Source organism: Stenotrophomonas sp. YJH_SMC_123 (assembly GCF_059368215.1).
The window spans coordinates 169,638-188,601 of the sequence record NZ_JCAFRM010000005.1; the positions used below are offsets into that span (position 1 = coordinate 169,638).

Below are 18,964 nucleotides of genomic sequence, written 5' to 3' on the forward strand. Positions count from 1 at the left end.
GATGATCCGATCGCAGTTGACGCCGAGCGTTCCATTGATGCTGCTGCTGGCCTGCAGTGCCTGCGCGCCCGCTGGAGAGCGCGTCGCGCCGGTGGCGCCCACTGCCAGCTCGGCCGCGAAACCGGAGGCCCTGCCTGCGCAGACCCTTCCCACGGATCGCGGACTGCCCGCATTGCCGAAGGCTTCCGGCAGCGGCCATCCCGGCGGCCGCTACGCTACGCTGCCCGAACCTGCCAGGCAGGTGCTGGCGCAGTTGAAGTGCAACGTGGAGAGCGCCAGCAAGGTGCAGGTGCTCTCCATTCCCGCGCAGGATGGCCAGCAGGATTTGATGGTTACTGATCGCAGCGGGCCGCGTTTCCGCTATTGGATGCGGTCGTTCTCCGGCAGTGGTGGTACCACCGGCTATCTGGTGCAGCTGCAGGGCTGCCCGGCAACCACCACGGGCATGCGCGCCTACATCGCACAGGGAGCCGCACCGCTGCAGGATGTCACCGCATCCATCCTGGCGCAGGCCGGATTGCCCGATGCGGCGACCATGACGGCCTACCAGGAAAAGGGCGCGGGCGATCTGTTCGCCTTCATCGGCGTGCTGGACAAAGTGCCAGTACTGCGCTGGGTGGCCGAAGCCGACCCCGAACAGCCACTGGCCGCCGATGCACGCAGCTTCGACCATGGCAATGCCATCCACGGCGGTTTCCTGCACTGGAACCAGGATCACTTCGAAGTGGCCAGGTCCGTTCCCGCCGCGCTATGGCCCTGCGATGACAGCCCGTTGCTGCCGTGCAAGGCCGACCCGTTCGTGACGGGGCGTTGAGGCATCGCGCACATAGAAGTCGGCAATGCGCGGAATGAACTGCTGCGGATTGGCACCGACAAGATTGGTCAGCAACACGACCGCCACGCCGCGCTCGGGATAGACCACGAAGGCCGAGCGCGCACCGCCGATACCGGCCACCTGAAGGTCGGGCGATGCGCGCAGTACCGCCCAGCCACCCGCCCACGGGCCGGCGCGGCCATCAGCGAGGCGCTCTGCGCTCCACATCCGCCGCAGTGCCGTCTCCGGCAGCAAACGGCCTTCGGTCAGTGCGACGAGCCAGCGCGCGGTGTCGTCGGCGGTGGTGAGGATGCCGCCACCGGCCCAGAGCGAAGGCGGTATGTCGTAGAACCAGTGCGACAGGCGGGACGGTGCATCCACAGCATCGGTGGCACGCGGGGCCAGGCTGTACATCGTCGCCACATCCGGAATCAGGTCATAGCTGTCGCCGAAGGTGGTGCGCGCCATGCGTGCACTGCTGAACTGGCCGGTGGCCAGGAAGCGCTCGTAGGGTATGCCGGATAGCTGCGCGATGATCCTGGCCAGCAGCACGTAGTTGGTCTGGTTGTAGGCAAAACGCTGCCCGGGGGCCGCTTCGACAGGGCGCGCGGTGACTGCCGCCCATGCCTGTGCCTCGGAACCACCGCCAAGCAGTCCGTTCGCATCAAGGATGTCCGGAAGGCCTGAGGTATGCGCGAGCAACTGGCGCACGCGTACGTCTTTCCACGCAGGTGGAAGATCATCCAGGTAACGCGAGGCCGGCGCGTCCAGATCCAGTCGTCCCTCCTGCGCCAGCTGCGCAGCCGCCACGCCGGTGAATGCCTTGGTGGCCGAGTTGAGCGGGAAGCGGGTGTCGCGCGAGGCACGCACACCGTTCTCGACATTGGCCAGACCGTAGGCCTCGGACAGCACGATCTGCCCGTCCTTGACCACCGCGACCTGCAATCCGGGGATGCGCTGCTCCAGCATGATCTGGCGGATCAGGCGGCGGGTCTGGTCGTTGGCGTGGTCCTGGCTGGCAGCAACGGCGGCGAAGGGCAGTGCACTGATGAGCATGAGCAGGGCACGGAGCATTGGGCGGGACATGTGGAATTCCAGCGGGGCGTTGCAGATCGGATGCAGCGGGCGGGTCAAAGGTTTAGGCGCTCGGTGGTGCCTACCGTTCGTCGGCCCATGACTTCCGGGGGGTTGACTACAGTTGTCGTCACGCAGACAGTGGCGACACGTGTAGTCAAGGGAGTGGTGTCATGCGTGGCAAGACGATCGGGGACCAGGAGCTGGCCCTGCTGCAGTACATCGATGAACATGCGCCGGCCACCGTCGGCGAGGTCGCCAGTGGCTACGGGGAGGCCCGTGGGCTGGCCCGCTCCACCGTGCTGACGATGATGGAGCGACTGCGGGCGAAGGGGTATCTTCAGCGCCAGCAGCAGGACGGTGTCTACCGCTACCAGGCCACGCGTGGCCCGCAGAGCGTGCTGCAGGGCGCGGTGGCGCAGTTCGTCGACAACACCCTGCAGGGCTCGGTGTCGCCGTTCGTGGCCTACCTGTCGCAGCGCCAGGAGGTCAGCGACAACGAGCTGGCCGAACTGGAAGCGCTGGTTGCCCAACTCCAATCGCGCCGCCACGAGGGCTGAGCCATGGACACCACGATGCTGATCCCGATGTTGGAACGGCTGGGCTGGACCAGCCTGCAGACCGTACTGCTGGTGGCCCTGGTGTATGGCGTATGCCGCGCGCTGCCGTCGCTGTCGGCGGCAACCCGCTGCCGCCTGTGGTGGCTGGTCTCGCTGCAGGCTGTGCTCGGCCTGTTCTGGAGCCAGCCGTTGCAGCTGGCCTGGTTGCCGGCGCCGCAGGCGGTGGCGATGAGCGCGACCGATGTGGCCGCCGACATGGTCTACCCGCTGGCCCCGGAGGCCTCGGCACAGCTGTTGGCCGCAATGCCGATGCCCGCCGCGGACGTGCCGGCGGTGGCATGGTGGGCCGTCGCACTGGCCACGCTGTGGATGTCCGGCGTGCTGCTGATGGCCCTGCGTACCTTCGGTGAGTGGCGTCGCTGCCGCGCGCTGCTGGCAGCGGCCTATCCCTGCAAGGACGAGGCGCTGGTGCAGGCCCTGCAGCTGGCCTCCGATGCGCACGGCGTGCGTCCTGCGCCGCGGTTGTGGATGAGCACGCAGGTGGACGCACCGCAGCTGGTCGGGCCGTTCCGCCCGGTGCTGCTGCTGCCGGCGGGCGACAACGCCCTGCAGGGCGACGCGCTGGACCTGGCCCTGACCCACGAACTGCAGCACCTGCAGCGGCGTGACCTGCAATGGGGCCTGCTGCCTGCACTGGCCCAGCACCTGTTCTTCTTCCACCCGCTGCTGCGCCTGTCGGTGCGTGAATATGCACAGGCGCGCGAGGAAGCGGTGGATGCAGCGGTGGTTGGCCAGCACGGTGCCAGCCGCCAGGCCTATGGCCGTCTGCTGCTGCAGCTGGGCGTGGCACCGCAGCCGCATCTGGGCGTGGCCAGTGCCGCACCGGATACCACCAGCCTCAAGCGCCGCCTGCTCTCGCTGCAGTCGCGCCGGTCCTGCCCGCGCATCCTGGCGATGGCGTTGACTGCGGTGGTGCTGGTGGTGGGCGTGGCGCCGATGCGGCTGGTCGCAGCGCCGGTGCCGCCGGCACCGCCCGCGCCTCCTGCGGCGCCGAAGGTCGTGCCGCCGCCGCCGCCGAAGGCTCCGAAAGCGCCGCCCGCACCGCCTTCGTCCGCGCGCGTTCCGGCCGTGCCGGTGGCGCCCGCGCCGCCCGCCGAGCCGGCTGATGTCGAGGCGTTGTCAGGTCCGGACGATGCGGATGTGGCGGTCGACGTGGATGCGGATGTCGATGTCGATACCGGCATGCACAGTGAACACACGACCTCCCGCACCACTTCCATCACCACCTACGGCCGCCTGGACCTGGGCAAATCGCCGCCGGAGGCCTTCGTGCTGGTAGATGGCGATTCGACCTTCGCCAACGGCGGCATGGACGACGTGACGGTGGCCCGCAGACAGCTCGGCAAGGGCCCGGCGCTGTGGTTCCGCAAGGGCGACAAGCGCTACGTGGTGCGAGACCCGATGATGATCCAGAGCCTGCAGCGTGCCTACAGCGGCGCGGCGGATCTGGGCCGCCAGCAGAGCGAACTGGGCCGCCAACAGAGTGCGCTGGGTCGCCAGCAGGGCGAACTCGGCAGGCAGATGGGCGAGATGGGCCGCCTGCAGGGCGAGGAGGCGCGCCGCATGGCACTGGCCGCTGCCGAGGCTGCGCGCAGCGCGATGGCCGCGCATGACATCAACCGCGAAGCGGCGGCAGAAGCGGCGAAGGCGGCGCGGGGCGCGACCAACGATGCGGCCATTGCACGTGAGGCTGCACGTGAGGCTGCTGCAGAGGCACGTCGTGCGATGCAGGAAGTGGACAACGAAACCGCGCGGGCCACCCACACCCGCGGCATGCAGCGCCTGGCCAGCCAGCAGTCTGAACTGGCCAGCCGCCAGGCGGCGCTAGGCAGCCGGCAGGCTGCGTTGGGTGAGCGTCAGGCACGCGTGCATGAGCAGGCGTCGCGGCAGGCGCAGCAGGTGATCGCACGCGCACTGGCCAGCGGCAAGGCCGAGCGACTCTGACTGGTAGTGCCGGCCGCTGGCCGGCAATGTGGGGTGCCGGCCAGTGGCCGGCACCCACTGGGTTGATCAACCGCAGCTGGCGCGCTCGATCCGGTTCTGACCGTCCACCTGCACCGTCACGCGGTCCTGGCGGAAGTCCATGGTTACCTCCATGCCCGGCTTGACCACGCGCGCGTTGCGGGCACCGCTATCGGCGACCAGTTTCTTGATGGTGGCCTCGTCGGCGGTCTTGCCGGTGAAGGCTTCCAGCGCTTCCGGCCTGCATTCGTGGGCGGCATCGGCCACCGGTGCCGGTGCGGCATCGTGGGTGGTGCTGCTGCCGGCGTGGCTGCAGGCGGCCAGCGGCAGGATGGCGAGCAGGGCAAGCGGATTGAGGCGCATCGTCGGACTCCAGGCGTGGATGGTGGCGGCAGTGTCACCGCTGCCACCGTCAGGGCATGTCAACGCGGCCCTTGGCCATTACTGCCCGACCAGCGCCAGTGTTTCGCGCTCGCGCTGCTCCTCGCGCACCAGTCGCTGCAGCAGCAGGGCCAGGGTGACCACGTCCTGATGGTTGTGGTCGGCCACCCGACGCAGGTTCACCGCATCGCCGCCGCGCAGGAAACGCAGCCATGCGCCCGGGGCTTCGGAGCCAGGCAGGTCATCCTCGCGCACCACGCGCAGCAGCTGGCGCTCAATGGTGGACAGCTTGCAGTTCTCCCACGTGCCGCGATAGCGGCGGCGGGTCGGGTAGAGCAGGTCGACGTGATCCAGCGCGCTGATCGGGCAACGCTGGCGGGCCAGCCGGTAGCGCGTCTTCAGCAGCGGCGCATCGTAGCTGCGCCCGTTGTAGCTGCAGAACACGGTGGACGGCTGCAGCCAGCGGGCGAAGGTGGCCAGCATCGCGTCCTCGGCGGCCATCGTCGACATCAGCAACTGGCGGATGCGCAGGCCTTCGCCACGCTGCGGGCACACGTGCCAGTCGGCGGCGCCGATCATGAAGGCGCGGGTGCCAGTGCCGCCGGCCAGGCCGGTGGTCTCGGTATCGAAGAACAGCAGGTCGCGCGCGGCGACGTGCTCGTGCTCGCGCCTGGCGAAAGCCAGGGAAAGCGGTTCTGCGGGAATCGGTTGCGGCTGCAGCGACTCGATCAGGAACAGTCCCGGCGCGATTTCCTCGCCGGGGAGCTGGCGATCCTGGGCACTGGCGCGTGCCGGTGCGGCTCCACCACGCGAGCGCAGGCCGAGCAGGCGGTGCAGGCTGCCCACTTCCGGTCGACGCAACGGTGCGGCGGCCGTCACAGGCGCGGCAGCGCCGGTCGGCTTGTGGCGGATTTCCTGTTCGACCCAGGCGAACACCGAGCGCTCTGCCGGTGGCTGCTGTGCATCGTTGGCGGCTACCGGGGCCGGCGCCGGGGGGGGCGGCTCGGGTGCCACCGGCGTGACTGCTTTCGGGTCGCCGGCCTGCTTCCGCAGCAGGCGCAGCTTTTCCAGGCTCAGGCTCACGGTGCCAGCAGCTCCATCGGCTCGCGCGTGGTCACCACCACGTCGCGCACGTGCTGGCAGGCTTCCGCGTCGAACAGGTCGAGCACGCGCAGCGCCAGCGCGCGCGGCGAGGTTTCATCTTCCTCCTGTGCAGCCAGCACCGGGCCGACACAGGCCGGGCAACCGGCCTTGCAGTCGCAACGCTGCACCAGTTCGCGCGCGCGCTGCACCAGCTCGGCCTGGCGCTGCCACAGCGGCTCGCTCAGGCCAACGCCGCCAGGAAAGTTGTCGTACAGATAAACGGTCGGCACGAACTCCTGCAGCAGCTCCACCGCGCCAGGGTCGCCTTCGCTGCCGCGCAGCTGGCCACGGCCGCTCTGGTCGGCGATCGCGAACCAGGCACCATCGCCGTTGCCGACTGACTTCTGCAGATCGCGCGCATCGGCCATCACCGCCACGGTGGCGACGATGTGCAGGGCATACGCGGCGCCAAGGAAGCCATCCAGCGCATCCTGCTTGCTGGCGAACGCGCGCAGCAGCAGCGCCTGCGGCAGCTGCCACCACACCGCAGTGGTGTGCAGTTCCTGGTCGGGCAGGTTCACCGGCCCATAGCCGATGTTCTCGTGGGTGTAATAGCGGATCTTCTTGTAGCCGGCCACGCGACGCACCACGTGCACTTCGCCATGGTGCGAATCGCCACGGCCGGCCACGCCACCGTCGAAACGGTCCAGCACCTTGAGCTTGGTGAAGTCGATGCTGTCGGTGTAGTAATCCACATGCGTGCGGGTGACATAGGCCTTGCGGCCGTCCCAGTCCAGCGTCTCCACCTGGTAGGGCGTGGACTGCACCATGTGGATGGCGCCTTCGTACAGGGTGAGTGCGGCGGCGGAATAATCGACCTCGGCGATGATCTGCTGGCGGCCGTCGCTGCGGTCGACCACCACGAAGTTGCCGTCGGCCACCGCGCGCAGGCTCACCGCGTTGGCCGGATAGCTGTCGGCGATCCATTCCCAGCGCTCGCCTTCGCGGTGGATGACTTCGGTTTCGGCCAGCGCTTCCAGGAACACTTCCGGATCGATCGGGCCGAAGCCATCGCCAACCCGGAACGGCAGTTCGAAGGCTGCGCAGCGGATGTGGTCGAACAGGATCAGCGGCTGGTCAGGTGCAATGCGTGCATGTTCGGGCGAGGCCTCGGCGAAGAAGTCCGGATGCCGCACCACGTACTGGTCCAGCGGCTGCGAGCTGGCCACCATCACCCCCAGCGCCGGCTGCTGGCGGCGACCGGCGCGGCCGAAGCGCTGCCAGGTGGCGGCCACGCTGCCGGGATAGCCGTTGAGAATGACCACGTCCAGGCTGCCGATATCCACGCCCAGTTCCAGCGCCGACGTGCTGACGATGCCGTCGATGTTGCCGGCGCGCATCGCACGCTCGGTCTCGCGGCGCTCGGTGGGCAGGTAGCCGCCACGGTAGGCGCGGATGCGCGGCGGCTTGCGCGGGTCGTGGTCGAAGATGTCCTTCAGGTACTTGGTCAGCACTTCGACCATCAACCGGGTCTGCGCGAACACCAAGGTCTTCAGCCCGGACTTGATCGCGATGCGCGCGATGCGGTTGCTCTGCGAGCGTGCCGAGGCGCGCAGGCCCAGGTCCGGATTGATCACCGGCGGGTTCCACAGCAGTACCTGTTTCGGTCCGCTGGGCGCACCGGATTCGGTGATCGCGGTGACCGGTGCCTCGATCAACGCCTCGGCATGCGCCTGCGGATTGCCGATGGTGGCCGAGCACAGGATGAACTGCGGTTGCACGCCGTAGAACGCGCAGATGCGCTTGAGCCGGCGCAGCACGTTGGTGACGTGGCTGCCGAACACGCCGCGGTAGGTGTGTACTTCGTCGATGACGATGTAGCGCAGGTTCTCGAAGAACTGCGCCCACTTGGTGTGATGCGGCAGGATCGCCTGGTGCAGCATGTCCGGGTTGGACACCACGATGTCGCCATGCAGGCGGATCGCCTGGCGCGCATCACCCGGGGTATCGCCATCGAAGGTGAAGGCCTTGACGCCCAGATCGCCGGCACGGTTGAGTTCCAGCAGCTCGGCCACCTGGTCCTGTGCCAGCGCCTTGGTCGGGAACAGGTACAGCGCCTTGGCCTTGTCCTGCATCGCCGCGCTGACCACGGGCAGGGTGTAGCACAGCGACTTGCCGCTGGCGGTGGGGGTGACGATGGCCACGTGCTCACCACGCTGGCTGGCCTCCCAGGCCTCGGCCTGGTGGCTGTAGAGCTGCTCGATGCCGCGTGCCTTCAGGGCCGCGGCCAGGGCCGACGGTACCGCATCGGGAATGGGGGCATAGCGGCCCTCGCGGCCGGGAATGGCAAAGCTGCCGGTGATGCGGTCCTGGTAGCGGCGCTGCAGGCGCGCGCTGAGCAGGGCGCCGTCACGGGCGGGCAGGCCATCGCGGGTGGCGAGCTTCTGCTCGGCATCGGCGGTGCGCTTGGCGAGTTCGTAAGCCATGGAAAGTGGAGCCGGGACGGATTGCGAGGGGTCACATGGCACCACATCCACGTCTCAGGATGTGAGACATCGCACACGGAGGGCGTGAACCGTTCAGTGCTCGCGTCCCGTGGCGCCGCCGCATCTCCCCTGGCTGAACAGCTGCCAGTGCAGCAACGAAATCTGAAGCCGGCATCCGTATCCTTGGGCGCAGGACGCAACCAACAGGGCGGATGGCTGTGGCACGACGTGGAACGCAGGGAGCACTCCTGGCCGGCATGCTGCTGGCCGGCATCGCGCAGGCGCAGCAGGCCGCGCCGGTATCGGTGCCCGATCCTGCACCCGTTCCCCCTGCTAATGCCCCGGCAGCAGCCACCGCGCCGATCTCCACCGCCCTGCCGCAGGACAACGTCACCACCCTCGGCGAGGTGCGTGCACTCAAGCCCGACGACGAGCCGCTGGACCTGTACCGCTTCAAGAACCCGGTGAAGTTCGGCGACAACCGCTTCAGCCGCGACTGGAGCGAGCCACCGTCACCGGAGCAGGTCAGCATGGGCGGCGGCTACATCATGATGGGCGTGGTCAAGGGCGTGCTGGCGGCGGGCCGGGGCCTGAACAAGCTCACCGGTGGCCCCGACCAGATCCAGTCCGCCATCGCCCGGCCACCGCCTGAGCTCAGTGCCGAACAGCGGCAGCGTGCGCTGCGGTTCTCCCAGCAGCAGGATGCCGGTGATGCACCGCCGGTGAAGTAGGCCGGTATATCCTGCCGGTTCCTCAACCGATAGCGCTGCCATGTTCCTGCGTTCGTTCTGCCTGCTGGCTGCATTGCTGCCAGCGTCCGCCTTTGCTGCCGGCATCGCCGGTGATGGCGCGTGCCGCAATGGCGCGTTCCCCTCCGAACAGAGCCGGTTCGCGCTGGCGCGGGTGGTCGACGCACCGCGCCTGTATCTGCTCGGCGACATGGACGGGTGCCCTGCCAAGGGCGAACCGGCCTGCCGCCAGCGCAGCTATGTGGTCAACGGCGATACGGTGGTGACCGGTCGCGACCTTGGCCGCTACCGCTGTGCGTTCTTCCCGAACAAGGTGGGTGGCAGCGCCGGCTGGGTGGACCGCAGCAAGCTGCAGCCGTTGCCGGTGGCCGTGCCAACGCTGCAGGACTGGGTGGGCCACTGGAAAGACGGCGACAACGGCCTGCGCATCACCGTGCAGGGTGGACAACTGCATGTGGATGGCGACGCCTACTGGCCTTCTGCCAACCCCACGCCGGAACAGCGCCCGTATGGCCCGAACATGGGCCAGGTGGAAGCGCGCGCGACGCCGCGTGGTGCTGATGTCGAGTTCGTCGAGGACACGTGCCGGGTGCGCGTGCACTCGCTGGGCGAGGTGCTGATCGTGGCCGACAACAGCGAATGCGGTGGCATGAACGTGCGCTTCAACGGCGTGTACCGGCGCGCGGGGAAACGCTGAAGGACGCATGACGGAGGGGGTCAGAGCCCTGTCGTGGGCGAAAGGGATCCGACCCAGGGTCAGCGCCGCCGCTCCAGCCACCACAGCAGCGAAGCGCACACCGTGAACGCCAGCCACCAGGGCCAGCGCGAGCCCGGCACGGGCTGCATCATCGCCGTGTTCGTCGGCCCGCTGACGGCCAACGCCCGCGTGGTTGCATCGATCATCGCCTGCTGGTGCAGTGCAGGTGCGGCCTTCGGGTCGAACACATAGCGCCAGACCGTGGTGTCGCCGTGCTGCAGGCGCTGCCAACCCGCCTCGCGCGGCCACCAGCCGGCGCAGCGCAGGGTCGACGTTGCGCCGTCAACGATCAGGGGCACGCTGTCTCCGCGCGCGTTGAAGACCTGCAGTGGCGCCTGCACGCCGCACAGCGCCTGCCGTTCGCCCGCCCAGCCGAGCGTCTGCGGCGACCACAGCGCATCACCGCTGCCCTGCGCGCGCGCCAGCGTGGCGACTACGCTGCTCCAGAGTTCACCGTGGCGATCATCGCGTCCGGCCAGCACCCAGCGCCAGCTGTCGGTGATCGGCAGCAGGCCGATGCGACCCTTGCCGGCAGCGCGCCAGCCGCCGACGGCCTTGCCCGACCCATCCCGCAGCAGGGCGTTGCTGCCTGGCGCCTGCAGTGCGAGTGCTTCCAGCGCGGGCAGGGGCGCATTGTGCGAGCTGCGGTCAGCGTCCTCGCCGTAGCCGGTCGGCAGCGTTCCGGCGGCGAGCGGGCCGCGTCGTGCGGCGAGGACCGCGCTGTCGCCATCGCCGGGAAGTTCGAGGGCGTGGCTGCTGCCATCGCCCTGCACTGGCAGGCCCAGATCGCGGAGGCGCTGGCGCGCGCCGGCTGCAGGTGCGCCTGCACTGCGCAACAGAACGCCAAGGCCGTCACGCAACGCCTGCCGCACGGCAGCCAGCTGGCCGGCACTCAATGCGGTCAGGCTGCGCTCGTCCAGCAGCAACAGATCGCTGCGCGCGAGTGACGCTGCATCCAGCGCGACCGCGCCATCCCCCACGCTGACACCTGCCCCGGTATCGGCCTGTACCTGCACGCGGATGCCGGTATCGGCGGCCCAGCGGCGCAGGTACTTCAGCTCCGGGCCCGGCGCACTGGCACGCACCAGCATGCGCAGCGGTGCCGCCGGCAGGGTCTGCTGCGGTACCGGCGCGCTGTCCACCACATGACCGCCGGCATCGAGCAGGCGCAGCTGGAACACGCTGCGGCCCTCGGCGCGGGCGATGCCGCTGAGCTGCACGTGACCGTCCTCGGCAACGTCCACGCGATCGACCACGCTGTCGGCGGGGTCAAGCAGTTCCGCCTTGGCCTTGGCGACGCCGCGCGCCTGTGCATGCACGTCGAAGCGTGCGCCGGGCGCGGTGTCGGCGGGTGGCTGCAGCGCGATCCACCCGCGCGTCGGAGCTACCGGCTGCCAGCGCACGTCGCGTGGCAGTACCGCGTCGCGGTCACGCGCGACCAGGCCGGCACCGACCAGCGTCAGCGTGGAAGCCGGATGCTGGCGCAGCGCCGTGGCCAGGTCCGGCACGCGCTGGCCCCCAGGCACATCGGCAGCCTCAGGCAACAGCAGCCGCGGGCCTGCGCTGGCCGGCAGCGCGCCGGCCTTGTCGGCATCGATTCCCAGCACGACCAGGCCGACCGCGGGTTGCTGGCCGGTGGGCGGGACCAGGCAGAAGTACAGCAGCGTGGCAGCGATCAGCTGCAGCGCAATCACGATCCACTGGCGGCCACGACGCGCGGCATTGCCACGCAGCTGGCGCACGCTGGCGATGACCACGATCAGGGCGAGTGCCAGCGCAATCCACAGGTTCACAGCGGAGGCGTTCATGGCTGTGCCTCCAGCGCATCAAGGTACCGCTGCCCCATCGCATCGGCGGCGTTGCGCCGCATTGCCTGCGGCAGGGGTCGCTGCAGCGCGCGCCATACCTGTGCGCGCAGGCGCTGGCGGCAGTCGCGGCAGCCGGGTTCGATGCGCAGCTGCTCGATGGCGGCAGCCAGATCGAGTGCGTCGGGCAGGTAGGCGGCATTGCGCTGCTGCCAGCTGGCGAGTGCGTCGAGGTCGGGCACGCTGGTGTCATCGCCGAGGCGCTGCCACGCTTCGACGATGGCCGGATCGGGCGGGGTGCGGGCGGCCAACGGCAGTTCACGGCTGGCCAGCCCAGCGCGATCGCCACCCAGCCGGCGGCCTTCATCGATCGGCGGCAGCTCCGGCCCCACCCGTGCCAGGTAGATGCGCTCGGCCTGCTGCACCTGCTTGATGAACCCCAGTGCCTTGTAGGCGAACGGCAGTGCCTGCTCCGGACGGCCCTGGCGCAGCTCGCCTTCGGCCGACCACATCTGGTCCAGCGCGGCCTTCAGCGTGGCGCGGGTCTGTGGGTCGAGCAGGGTCGCGGCCTCGGCATGGTCGTGGGTGTGGCCGTACTCCGACAGCACATCGGTGGCGCTGCCGAACACCGGTGGCGCATCGGCATTGGACGCCTTGCCGCCGTGGTCGTGGCCATGCGCGTCGTGCGCACCGGCCTCGGCGCCATCGTCGTGATCGTGTTCGTCGTCGTGGCTGTCTGCGGTCGGCGCATCGCTGGTGGGCAGGTCGCTGGTCGGCGGTGGCTTCGGTGCACCTTCGCTTTCTTCGCCCAGGAACTGGCCATAGCGCAGGCGCAGGATGCGCTGGTCGACACCGATCGCATCGCTGCGTTTCACGAAGTCCTCGGCGGCGAGGCTGCGTCGCTGCCGGATCAGCGCTTCGGCATCGATGATGATCTGCCGCTGGCTGCGGAAATAGGCCGGCAGGGTCTTCTTGATGCGGCCTTCCAGTTCGGCACCGAGTGCAACCTCGGCGCTGGGCAGGCGCAGGATCACGCTGCTGCTGCGCCCGGTCTGCGGTGTTGGCGCGTGGTTGTCGCGCACTTCCAGCTGGGCGATGACATCGTTGCCCGGTTGCGCGCCCAGCGCAGCCAGATCAAGCGTGTGGGCGAAACGCCGCGCGGTGGCTTCGCCGCTGCCGGCAAGCGTCACGCTGCGTTTCACGAAGGTGATGTTCTCACCGCTGCCCTGGGTGGTGGTGATCGACAGCGTTGCCTGCGCGGCTACGCCATAGTCGTCGGTGGCCTCGAAGCGCAACGACCACTGGCGTTGCCCGGGCGTGCCCAGCACCAGGCTGGCGGCCGGCTCCAGCACGCGTACGCCGGGCGCGCGGTCGGCGACCACGTCCAGACGATGCAGGTCGGTTCCGGCCAACGCCGGCTCGCTCACCACGCGGTACAGCACCGGCGTGCGCGCCACATCCTGTGCCTGCCACTGGCCATCGTGTTCGTTCAGCGGCAACCGGCGACCATCGTGGAACTGCAGCCATGCCTTGTCCGGTGCGCGATCGAAGCGCAACGACCACGACAGCCGGCTGTCGGCGGCGACCTTGGCATCCAGTGCGTTCTGGGTGAGCGTGGCTTGGCCGGTATAGGCCGGCGCGTCGATGCGCATGCGGGTGGACTGCAGGTGCAGTGGGCCCGCGGCAGCCGTGCTGCCAGGCGCCGACGCACGGGCCGGCGCGGAGCCGGGGCTGGAACGTGGCCAGCCGAATGCCAGCGCAACGATGGCCAGGCCTGCGATCCAGCACAGCGCCAATGCTCCACGCGGCCAGCGCGGACGCAGTTCCGGCATCGCGCGTTCCAGCGTGGCCAGCACATGCGCGCGCTGGCGCTGCTGCAGCGGATTGAGGGTAAGCGCATCGGCAAACAGCAGGTCGGCACTGTCCTCACTGGTGCCGCTGCCATCGAGCTGGCGCTGCAACCACTGCGGGTCCAGCTGGCGGGAGCGTGCCGTGGCGAGCGCTGCGCAGGCAAGCAGGCCGATGGTGCCGATCACGCAGGCGATATCGAAGCCCGCCAGGCGCAGCGCCAGCACCGTTGCGGCCAGCGCCCACGGCAGGCCCAGCAGCAGGGTGACGAGCGCACGGCGGCGGCGCGCGTGCTGCCAGGCGAGCTGCAGGGTGTTCATGCGGGCCCCCTGCGTCGATGACTGCTGGCCATCCAGCGTTCCAGCGCGAACAGCAGCACGATGGCCAGCAGCAACCACGGGGTGAGCTTGCGCAGCGGCGGCGTTGCCGCAGGCAGTGCTGCCTGGCGGGGGGCCTGGTCCCGGGCATCGCCAAGGCGTGGCAGTGGAGGCGGCTGCAGAGCCAGCAGCAGCGCGCGTGGCAACTGCGGATCGCGCAGCGCAGCGTTGCCTGAGGCATCCCAGTCGCCGGGCAGAGACAGCAGGACACCGTGGCCGATGCGTTGCTGCCACAGCAGCGGGGAGCCCTCGGTGTTGCGCAGCAGGATGCTGGCCTCGGCGGCAGGCTTGCCGGCAGTCACTACACGTCCGCCGTCCTGCAGCCACGCCTGCCAGTTCGCCGGCAGTGCGCCAGTGCGGCTCCACACGCCGATCTCGCCGCGTTCGGGCAGCGCATCCGCCACCAGAGGCGCGAGCGGCGCCTGCCTGCCCCACGCGCGCTGCAGTGCATTCAACCAGTGCTGGACGACGGCCGATGCATCGCTGTGCACGCGCAGGCGCGGCAACGTTGCGGCACTCGGTTGCTCACTCACCGGTATCGGCTGCGGGCGCCACTGCACCTCGCGCGACAGCTGCAGGCGTGCGCCGTCCAGGCCGGGCAGGGGATCGGGAACGTGCACGGTCAATGCGGTGCCCGCAGGCAGCTGTGCGTCCAGTTCGCGCAGCAGGCTGGGCAGGGAAGCCGTGGACGCGGGTGGCACTTCATCAATGGCCGGGAAGCCGGGCGCCAGCCAATGCCAGTTGCCCGCTTCGGCGGTGCCGCGTAGTGCGGTCGCGTCCAGCCCTGGGGCTACGACCGTCCACGCAGTGGGGGCTGGCGCAGGCCCGGTCAATGCAGGTCGTGCCAGCAGCAAGGCCAACGCGGCCAGCAACAGCAGGCGCACCAGCAGCAACGGCCAGTCATCGAAGCGGATGCGCTGGCGCGGCCGGATCTGTGCACGCAGCCAGCGCAGCGCGGCGAAATCCAGCGGTGTGTACGGATGGCGGCGGGCGAGGTGGATCAGCAGCGGCAGCAACCCTGCAGCGAGCGCGGCCAGGCCCAACGGGAACAGCAGGGTCATGCGCCGCCCCTGCGGCCAAACAGTGCCTGCAGTGGTTGGTCCAGCGGCTGGTCGAGCCAGCCAGTGGCACTGGCGATGCCGCTGGCCTGCAGGCGCGACTGCAATGCGTTGCGTGCGTCAGCGAAGCGTTGCAGGTAGTCGGTGCGGATCGCCGCGCCATCGCCCAGCAGTTCCTCGCCGGTCTCCGGATCGCGGAAGCGATGGCCTGCGCCGAACGGGAAGTCACGCTCGTCGGCGGTGAGGATCTGCAGCAGTGCCACTTCGCGGCGTGCGCTGGCCAGTTGTTCCAGCAGCACAATGCCGGCCTCGTCAAAACCGTCGCCGATCGCCAGCAGCAGGTCGCCCGGGCGCACGCGCTCCCACAGCGGGCGCAGGCGATCGGCCACAGGCCAGCCGCCACGCGCCTGCAGCGCATGCAGTTGCAGGTGCACGCGATCACGCTGGCGTGCGCCGTTCGCTGCGGGCACCAACTGCAGTCCATCGCCATTGATCGCCAGCAGGCCGAAACGGTCGCCCTGCTGCAGGGCCAGTTCCACCACGCAGGCGGCCACACCGCGCATGTGGTCCAGGCGGGTGCGCTGCGGTGCCGCGCGATCGGCCTGGCCGGCCGAGGCGGTGGCATCAAGCAGCAGCCAGACCGTGATCGGGCTTTCGCGTTCGGATTCGCGCACGAAGAAGCGGTCCGAGCGTGCATACAGCTTCCAGTCGATCTGGCGCAGCTCATCGCCTGGTTCGTAGGCACGGTACTGGGCGAATTCGAGGCCGGCACCGCGGCTGCGGCTGGCGTGCTGGCCGATGCCACTGGCGCCGCTGGGCAGGCGTGGCCGCACGCGGAGCGTGCGCAGGCGCGCACGCAGTTCCGGTGGCAAGGTCAGCGGGGTACCGGCGTTCACGCGTGGCTCAACCCGGGAACGGCACAGCCTGCAGCAGGGCGGCGACCACGTCGTCGGCACGCTTCTGCTCGGCCTCGGCGGCGAACGACAGCAGCAGGCGATGGCGCATCACCGGCGCGGCCAGCGCCTGCACATCCTCGCGGGTGGCGGCAAAGCGGCCCTGCAGCAATGCGCGCGCTTTTGCCGCCAGCACCAGCGACTGCCCGGCGCGCGGACCCGCGCCCCACTTCACCCACTGGTTGATCGCGGCGGGTGCGCCTTCGCCTGGGCGGCTGGCGCGCACCAGGCGGGTGATCCAGGCCAGCACATCCGGGCTGACATGCACCTGGCGTACGGCGGCCTGCAGCGCGATCACCGCCTCTGCATCCATCACCTTCGGCACCGCGTCGTTGGCGCCGCCGGTGGTCTGTTCCAGGATCTGCCGCTCCTCGTCCTCGCTGGGGTAATCCACCAGCACGTGCAGCAGGAAGCGGTCCAGCTGCGCTTCCGGCAGCGGGTAAGTACCCGCCTGCTCGATCGGGTTCTGTGTGGCCAGCACGAAGAACGGCGCCGGCAGTGCGTAGGTGGTGCCGGCGTAGCTGACCGTGCGTTCCTGCATCGCTTCCAGCAGTGCGGCCTGGGTCTTGGGCGGGGTGCGGTTGAGTTCGTCTGCCAACAGCAGGTGGGTGAAGATCGGGCCCTGCTGGAAACGGAAATGGCGATGGCCGGTGCCGTGGTCTTCCTCCAGCAGTTCGGTGCCGAGGATGTCGCTGGGCATCAGGTCGGGGGTGAACTGCACGCGCCGGAACTGCAGTTCCAGCGCCTGCCCGAGCGAGCGCACCAGCAGGGTCTTGCCGAGCCCGGGCGCGCCTTCCAGCAGGCAGTGGCCGCCGGCCAGCAGGCCGATCAGCAGCTGCTCGACCACGGCGTGCTGGCCCACCACGGCGCGTGCAAGCGCGGCGCGCAGCGCATCCAGGCGTGGCAACAGGGAATCGAGGTCGGGGGAAGTCATGGGCGTGCAGGTCCTATCAATTGTTCAACGCGTACATCACGATGTTGACGCCGAAGCGGGTGTTGTCTTCGGCCAGGAAACGCTTGTTGCGCCAGTCGTAGTCCCACTCGCAGCCGTAGTCCTTGTTGCTGTAGAGCAGCCCCAGGCGGCCATCGACCTCGATGCCCTTCAGGTAGTCGTGCACCAGGTCGTCGCCCCAGCCATTGAGTTCGAAGCTGGTGGCCGGCGGGCCATCGGGGAAACGGAAGAAGCTGCGGTACAGCGGGTGGCTGTTGGGCAGCTTCTGCAGTGCCCTGGGACCAAACAGGCGGCCCATCTGTGCCTCGAACGAGGTGGCGAACAGCCCATCGATATCGTGGTTGCAGTCGTCGACGAAGACGAAGCCGCCATTGCGCACATAGCGCACGAAGTTCTGCCGCTCGGCGGCATTGAACTCCACCAGCGTGTGGCCGGCCAGGTAGCAGAACGGCGCTTCCAGCATGCGCGGGTCGGCCAGTGCCACCACGTGCTCCTGCGGGTCCACGCGCAGCGAGGTGTAGTCGATCAGCGAGGTGATCAGGTTGGACGGCATGCGCGCGTCCACGTCCCAGTCACCGGAGTCGTACTGCAGGCGGGTGAACCAGAAGTCGTAGCGCGAACTGCGCGGGCCTGCCTGTGCCCAGGCCGGCAGCGCCGCCGCCGAAGCGGCAGCGGCCAACCAGCGCAGGCAGGCCCGGCGATCCATCAGACGGCGTCGGACAGCGAGGTGAAGGTGAAATCGCGCAGCTTCATCGGCGGGATCATCATCACGTAGCTGGACTCATCACCGGCCACACGCACCGGCTTGCCCAGCTCTTCGATGTTGTTGAGCATGATCACCGGCGACTCGTTGAAGCGGAAGTTCTTCACCGGGTGCTTGATCTGGCCGTTCTCGATGTAGAAGGTGCCGTCGCGGGTGAGGCCGGTCAGCAGCACCGTCTGCGGATCGACCATGCGGATGTACCAGGTACGCGTGACCAGGATGCCCTTCTGGGTGCCACGCACCAGCTCGGCGGTGCTTTTGTCGCCACCGCTCATCAGCAGGTTGCCCGGCGAGGCCTTGGCGGTCTTGCCCTGCTTCTGCGCCCAGAAGCGCGAGTAGTCCAGGTTGGCGATCTTGCCGTTCTCGATGATGGCCATGCGCTCGCGCGGCAGGCCTTCGTTGTCCCACGGCAGCACCGGCGCGTCCGGATGCCACGGATCGGCGATCATGGTCACGCGCGGGTCGTAGACCTGCTCGCCCAGCTTGTTGCCACCACCCTTCTTCGACAGGAAGCTGCGGCCTTCATCGGCCGAGCGCGCACTGAAGAAGTTCATCATGAAGCTGATCAGGCCTGCCGCTGCGGCCGGCTCCAGGATCACCGTGTACTTGCCCGGTTCCAGCGCCTTGGCTTCGGCCGACTCGGTGGCCTTGCGCATGGCGATGCGGATGTCCTGGTCGGCCTTGAAGTCGGCCGCATCCTTCAGGTTGCGGCCGACCCAGCCCGAGCCGCGGCCATCTTCAGTGCGCACGGTGCAGGTGTAATCGAAGTTGGTGGTGCGCTGGTAGGCGAAGTTGCCGTTGCTGTTGGCGGTGGCCTGGAAGCCCTGGCCGTCCTCGAGGAAGCCGGCGGCGATCAGGCCGTGACCACGGCACGGGGCGATCGAATCGGCGGCGACCTTGGCACGGAACGCCGGATCGATGGCAGCAGTGGATTCGCTGAAGGTGGGGCTGGCGCGGTAGCTCTGCTTGCCGATGGCCGGCATGAACTCCGGGTTCTCCGGGGCCAGGCGGGCCAGGTCTTCGGCACGGCGCACCACGCGTTCCAGCGCGGCATCGTCGAACTCGTTGATCGAGGCGGTGCCGACGCGCTTGCCGAAGGCGACGGTGACTGCCAGTTCGGTGTTGTCGACGATGCCACTGGTGGAGACATTGTTCAGCGCGAAGCGGATGTTGCCGCTGATCGCGCCGGCCAGCACGGCGGTGCACTCGTCGGCCTTGGACAGGGCGATGACCTTGTCGAGGATGGCCTTGGCCTGGGCTTCGGTGAAGATACTCATGGTGT

Annotated in this window: 16 protein-coding genes; 5 read left to right on the forward strand and 11 right to left on the reverse strand. The window is 69.1% G+C overall.

The annotated features are described in order from the left end of the window. Position 1 precedes the first annotated feature (1 nt). A complete protein-coding gene (locus AC5P5W_RS13240) occupies positions 2-814 on the forward strand; it encodes a hypothetical protein (RefSeq protein WP_053495446.1) in 813 nt (270 codons plus the stop codon). On the opposite strand, the gene AC5P5W_RS13245 is transcribed toward AC5P5W_RS13240, so the two are convergent. Continuing rightward, on the reverse strand, positions 749-1,870 hold the full coding sequence (locus AC5P5W_RS13245; protein WP_197574342.1) for a serine hydrolase: 1,122 nt from the start codon (positions 1,868-1,870) through the stop codon (positions 749-751). The two genes, AC5P5W_RS13240 and AC5P5W_RS13245, sit on opposite strands and share 66 nt — an antisense overlap. A 191-nt stretch (positions 1,871-2,061) precedes the next feature. Between AC5P5W_RS13245 and AC5P5W_RS13250 the strand changes: the two genes are divergently transcribed. Beyond that, entirely contained in the window at positions 2,062-2,448 is a 387-nt protein-coding gene (locus AC5P5W_RS13250) for a BlaI/MecI/CopY family transcriptional regulator (RefSeq protein WP_142235502.1), read from the forward strand. Between the two features lie 3 nt (positions 2,449-2,451). Next, positions 2,452-4,452, forward strand: a complete 2,001-nt coding sequence (locus AC5P5W_RS13255; RefSeq protein WP_197574333.1) for a M56 family metallopeptidase — start codon at positions 2,452-2,454, stop codon at positions 4,450-4,452. A 66-nt stretch (positions 4,453-4,518) separates the two neighbouring features. Here the strand turns inward: AC5P5W_RS13255 and AC5P5W_RS13260 are convergent, their stop codons facing one another. From AC5P5W_RS13260 to AC5P5W_RS13270, 3 genes are all read right to left on the reverse strand, one after another. Continuing rightward, positions 4,519-4,833 carry an I78 family peptidase inhibitor gene (locus tag AC5P5W_RS13260; RefSeq protein WP_049404229.1) on the reverse strand — a complete coding sequence of 105 codons (315 nt, stop codon included), beginning with the start codon at positions 4,831-4,833 and terminating at the stop codon, positions 4,519-4,521. A gap of 78 nt (positions 4,834-4,911) precedes the next feature. Beyond that, positions 4,912-5,934, reverse strand: a complete 1,023-nt coding sequence (locus tag AC5P5W_RS13265; protein WP_197574819.1) for a ribonuclease H-like domain-containing protein — start codon at positions 5,932-5,934, stop codon at positions 4,912-4,914. Next, on the reverse strand, positions 5,931-8,420 hold the full coding sequence (locus AC5P5W_RS13270; RefSeq protein WP_197574821.1) for a DEAD/DEAH box helicase: 2,490 nt from the start codon (positions 8,418-8,420) through the stop codon (positions 5,931-5,933). Before AC5P5W_RS13270 ends, AC5P5W_RS13265 begins: the two co-directional genes overlap by 4 nt. Positions 8,421-8,632: 212 nt before the next feature. Between AC5P5W_RS13270 and AC5P5W_RS13275 the strand changes: the two genes are divergently transcribed. Then, positions 8,633-9,151 carry a hypothetical protein gene (locus AC5P5W_RS13275; RefSeq protein WP_126411571.1) on the forward strand — a complete coding sequence of 173 codons (519 nt, stop codon included), beginning with the start codon at positions 8,633-8,635 and terminating at the stop codon, positions 9,149-9,151. A 40-nt stretch (positions 9,152-9,191) separates the two neighbouring features. Further along, positions 9,192-9,866 carry a hypothetical protein gene (locus tag AC5P5W_RS13280; RefSeq protein WP_014645470.1) on the forward strand — a complete coding sequence of 225 codons (675 nt, stop codon included), beginning with the start codon at positions 9,192-9,194 and terminating at the stop codon, positions 9,864-9,866. A gap of 59 nt (positions 9,867-9,925) precedes the next feature. Here AC5P5W_RS13280 and AC5P5W_RS13285 read toward each other — a convergent pair whose 3' ends face one another. From AC5P5W_RS13285 to AC5P5W_RS13315, 7 genes are read right to left on the reverse strand one after another with little or no spacing between them, the layout of a single operon-like run. After that, on the reverse strand, positions 9,926-11,734 hold the full coding sequence (locus AC5P5W_RS13285) for a hypothetical protein (RefSeq protein WP_197574823.1): 1,809 nt from the start codon (positions 11,732-11,734) through the stop codon (positions 9,926-9,928). After that, on the reverse strand, positions 11,731-13,899 hold the full coding sequence (locus AC5P5W_RS13290; protein ID WP_197574825.1) for a hypothetical protein: 2,169 nt from the start codon (positions 13,897-13,899) through the stop codon (positions 11,731-11,733). Before AC5P5W_RS13290 ends, AC5P5W_RS13285 begins: the two co-directional genes overlap by 4 nt. Beyond that, the gene (locus AC5P5W_RS13295) at positions 13,896-15,017 is read right to left on the reverse strand and encodes a BatA domain-containing protein (protein WP_197574827.1); all 1,122 of its coding nucleotides are present in this window, start codon (positions 15,015-15,017) and stop codon (positions 13,896-13,898) included. Before AC5P5W_RS13295 ends, AC5P5W_RS13290 begins: the two co-directional genes overlap by 4 nt. Continuing rightward, a complete protein-coding gene (locus AC5P5W_RS13300) occupies positions 15,014-15,910 on the reverse strand; it encodes a DUF58 domain-containing protein (RefSeq protein WP_197574829.1) in 897 nt (298 codons plus the stop codon). The genes AC5P5W_RS13295 and AC5P5W_RS13300 overlap by 4 nt, the downstream gene beginning before the upstream one ends. Before the next feature lie 7 nt (positions 15,911-15,917). Further along, positions 15,918-16,901 carry an AAA family ATPase gene (locus AC5P5W_RS13305; protein WP_495221200.1) on the reverse strand — a complete coding sequence of 328 codons (984 nt, stop codon included), beginning with the start codon at positions 16,899-16,901 and terminating at the stop codon, positions 15,918-15,920. A gap of 16 nt (positions 16,902-16,917) precedes the next feature. Continuing rightward, a complete protein-coding gene (locus AC5P5W_RS13310; RefSeq protein ID WP_005411842.1) occupies positions 16,918-17,625 on the reverse strand; it encodes a DUF4159 domain-containing protein in 708 nt (235 codons plus the stop codon). After that, on the reverse strand, positions 17,625-18,959 hold the full coding sequence (locus tag AC5P5W_RS13315; protein WP_014645476.1) for a TldD/PmbA family protein: 1,335 nt from the start codon (positions 18,957-18,959) through the stop codon (positions 17,625-17,627). The genes AC5P5W_RS13310 and AC5P5W_RS13315 overlap by 1 nt, the downstream gene beginning before the upstream one ends. Positions 18,960-18,964: the final 5 nt, after the last annotated feature.

Coding starts and splice junctions, on each gene's coding strand:
- AC5P5W_RS13275 (WP_126411571.1), top strand. CDS start 8,633: ATGGCTGTGGCACGACGTGGAACGCAGGGAGCACTCCTGGCCGGCATG.
- AC5P5W_RS13255 (WP_197574333.1), top strand. CDS start 2,452: ATGGACACCACGATGCTGATCCCGATGTTGGAACGGCTGGGCTGGACC.
- AC5P5W_RS13250 (WP_142235502.1), top strand. CDS start 2,062: ATGCGTGGCAAGACGATCGGGGACCAGGAGCTGGCCCTGCTGCAGTAC.
- AC5P5W_RS13285 (WP_197574823.1), bottom strand. CDS start 11,734: ATGAACGCCTCCGCTGTGAACCTGTGGATTGCGCTGGCACTCGCCCTG.
- AC5P5W_RS13240 (WP_053495446.1), top strand. CDS start 2: ATGATCCGATCGCAGTTGACGCCGAGCGTTCCATTGATGCTGCTGCTG.
- AC5P5W_RS13315 (WP_014645476.1), bottom strand. CDS start 18,959: ATGAGTATCTTCACCGAAGCCCAGGCCAAGGCCATCCTCGACAAGGTC.
- AC5P5W_RS13290 (WP_197574825.1), bottom strand. CDS start 13,899: ATGAACACCCTGCAGCTCGCCTGGCAGCACGCGCGCCGCCGCCGTGCG.
- AC5P5W_RS13280 (WP_014645470.1), top strand. CDS start 9,192: ATGTTCCTGCGTTCGTTCTGCCTGCTGGCTGCATTGCTGCCAGCGTCC.
- AC5P5W_RS13260 (WP_049404229.1), bottom strand. CDS start 4,833: ATGCGCCTCAATCCGCTTGCCCTGCTCGCCATCCTGCCGCTGGCCGCC.
- AC5P5W_RS13245 (WP_197574342.1), bottom strand. CDS start 1,870: ATGCTCATCAGTGCACTGCCCTTCGCCGCCGTTGCTGCCAGCCAGGAC.
- AC5P5W_RS13295 (WP_197574827.1), bottom strand. CDS start 15,017: ATGACCCTGCTGTTCCCGTTGGGCCTGGCCGCGCTCGCTGCAGGGTTG.
- AC5P5W_RS13270 (WP_197574821.1), bottom strand. CDS start 8,420: ATGGCTTACGAACTCGCCAAGCGCACCGCCGATGCCGAGCAGAAGCTC.
- AC5P5W_RS13310 (WP_005411842.1), bottom strand. CDS start 17,625: ATGGATCGCCGGGCCTGCCTGCGCTGGTTGGCCGCTGCCGCTTCGGCG.
- AC5P5W_RS13305 (WP_495221200.1), bottom strand. CDS start 16,901: ATGACTTCCCCCGACCTCGATTCCCTGTTGCCACGCCTGGATGCGCTG.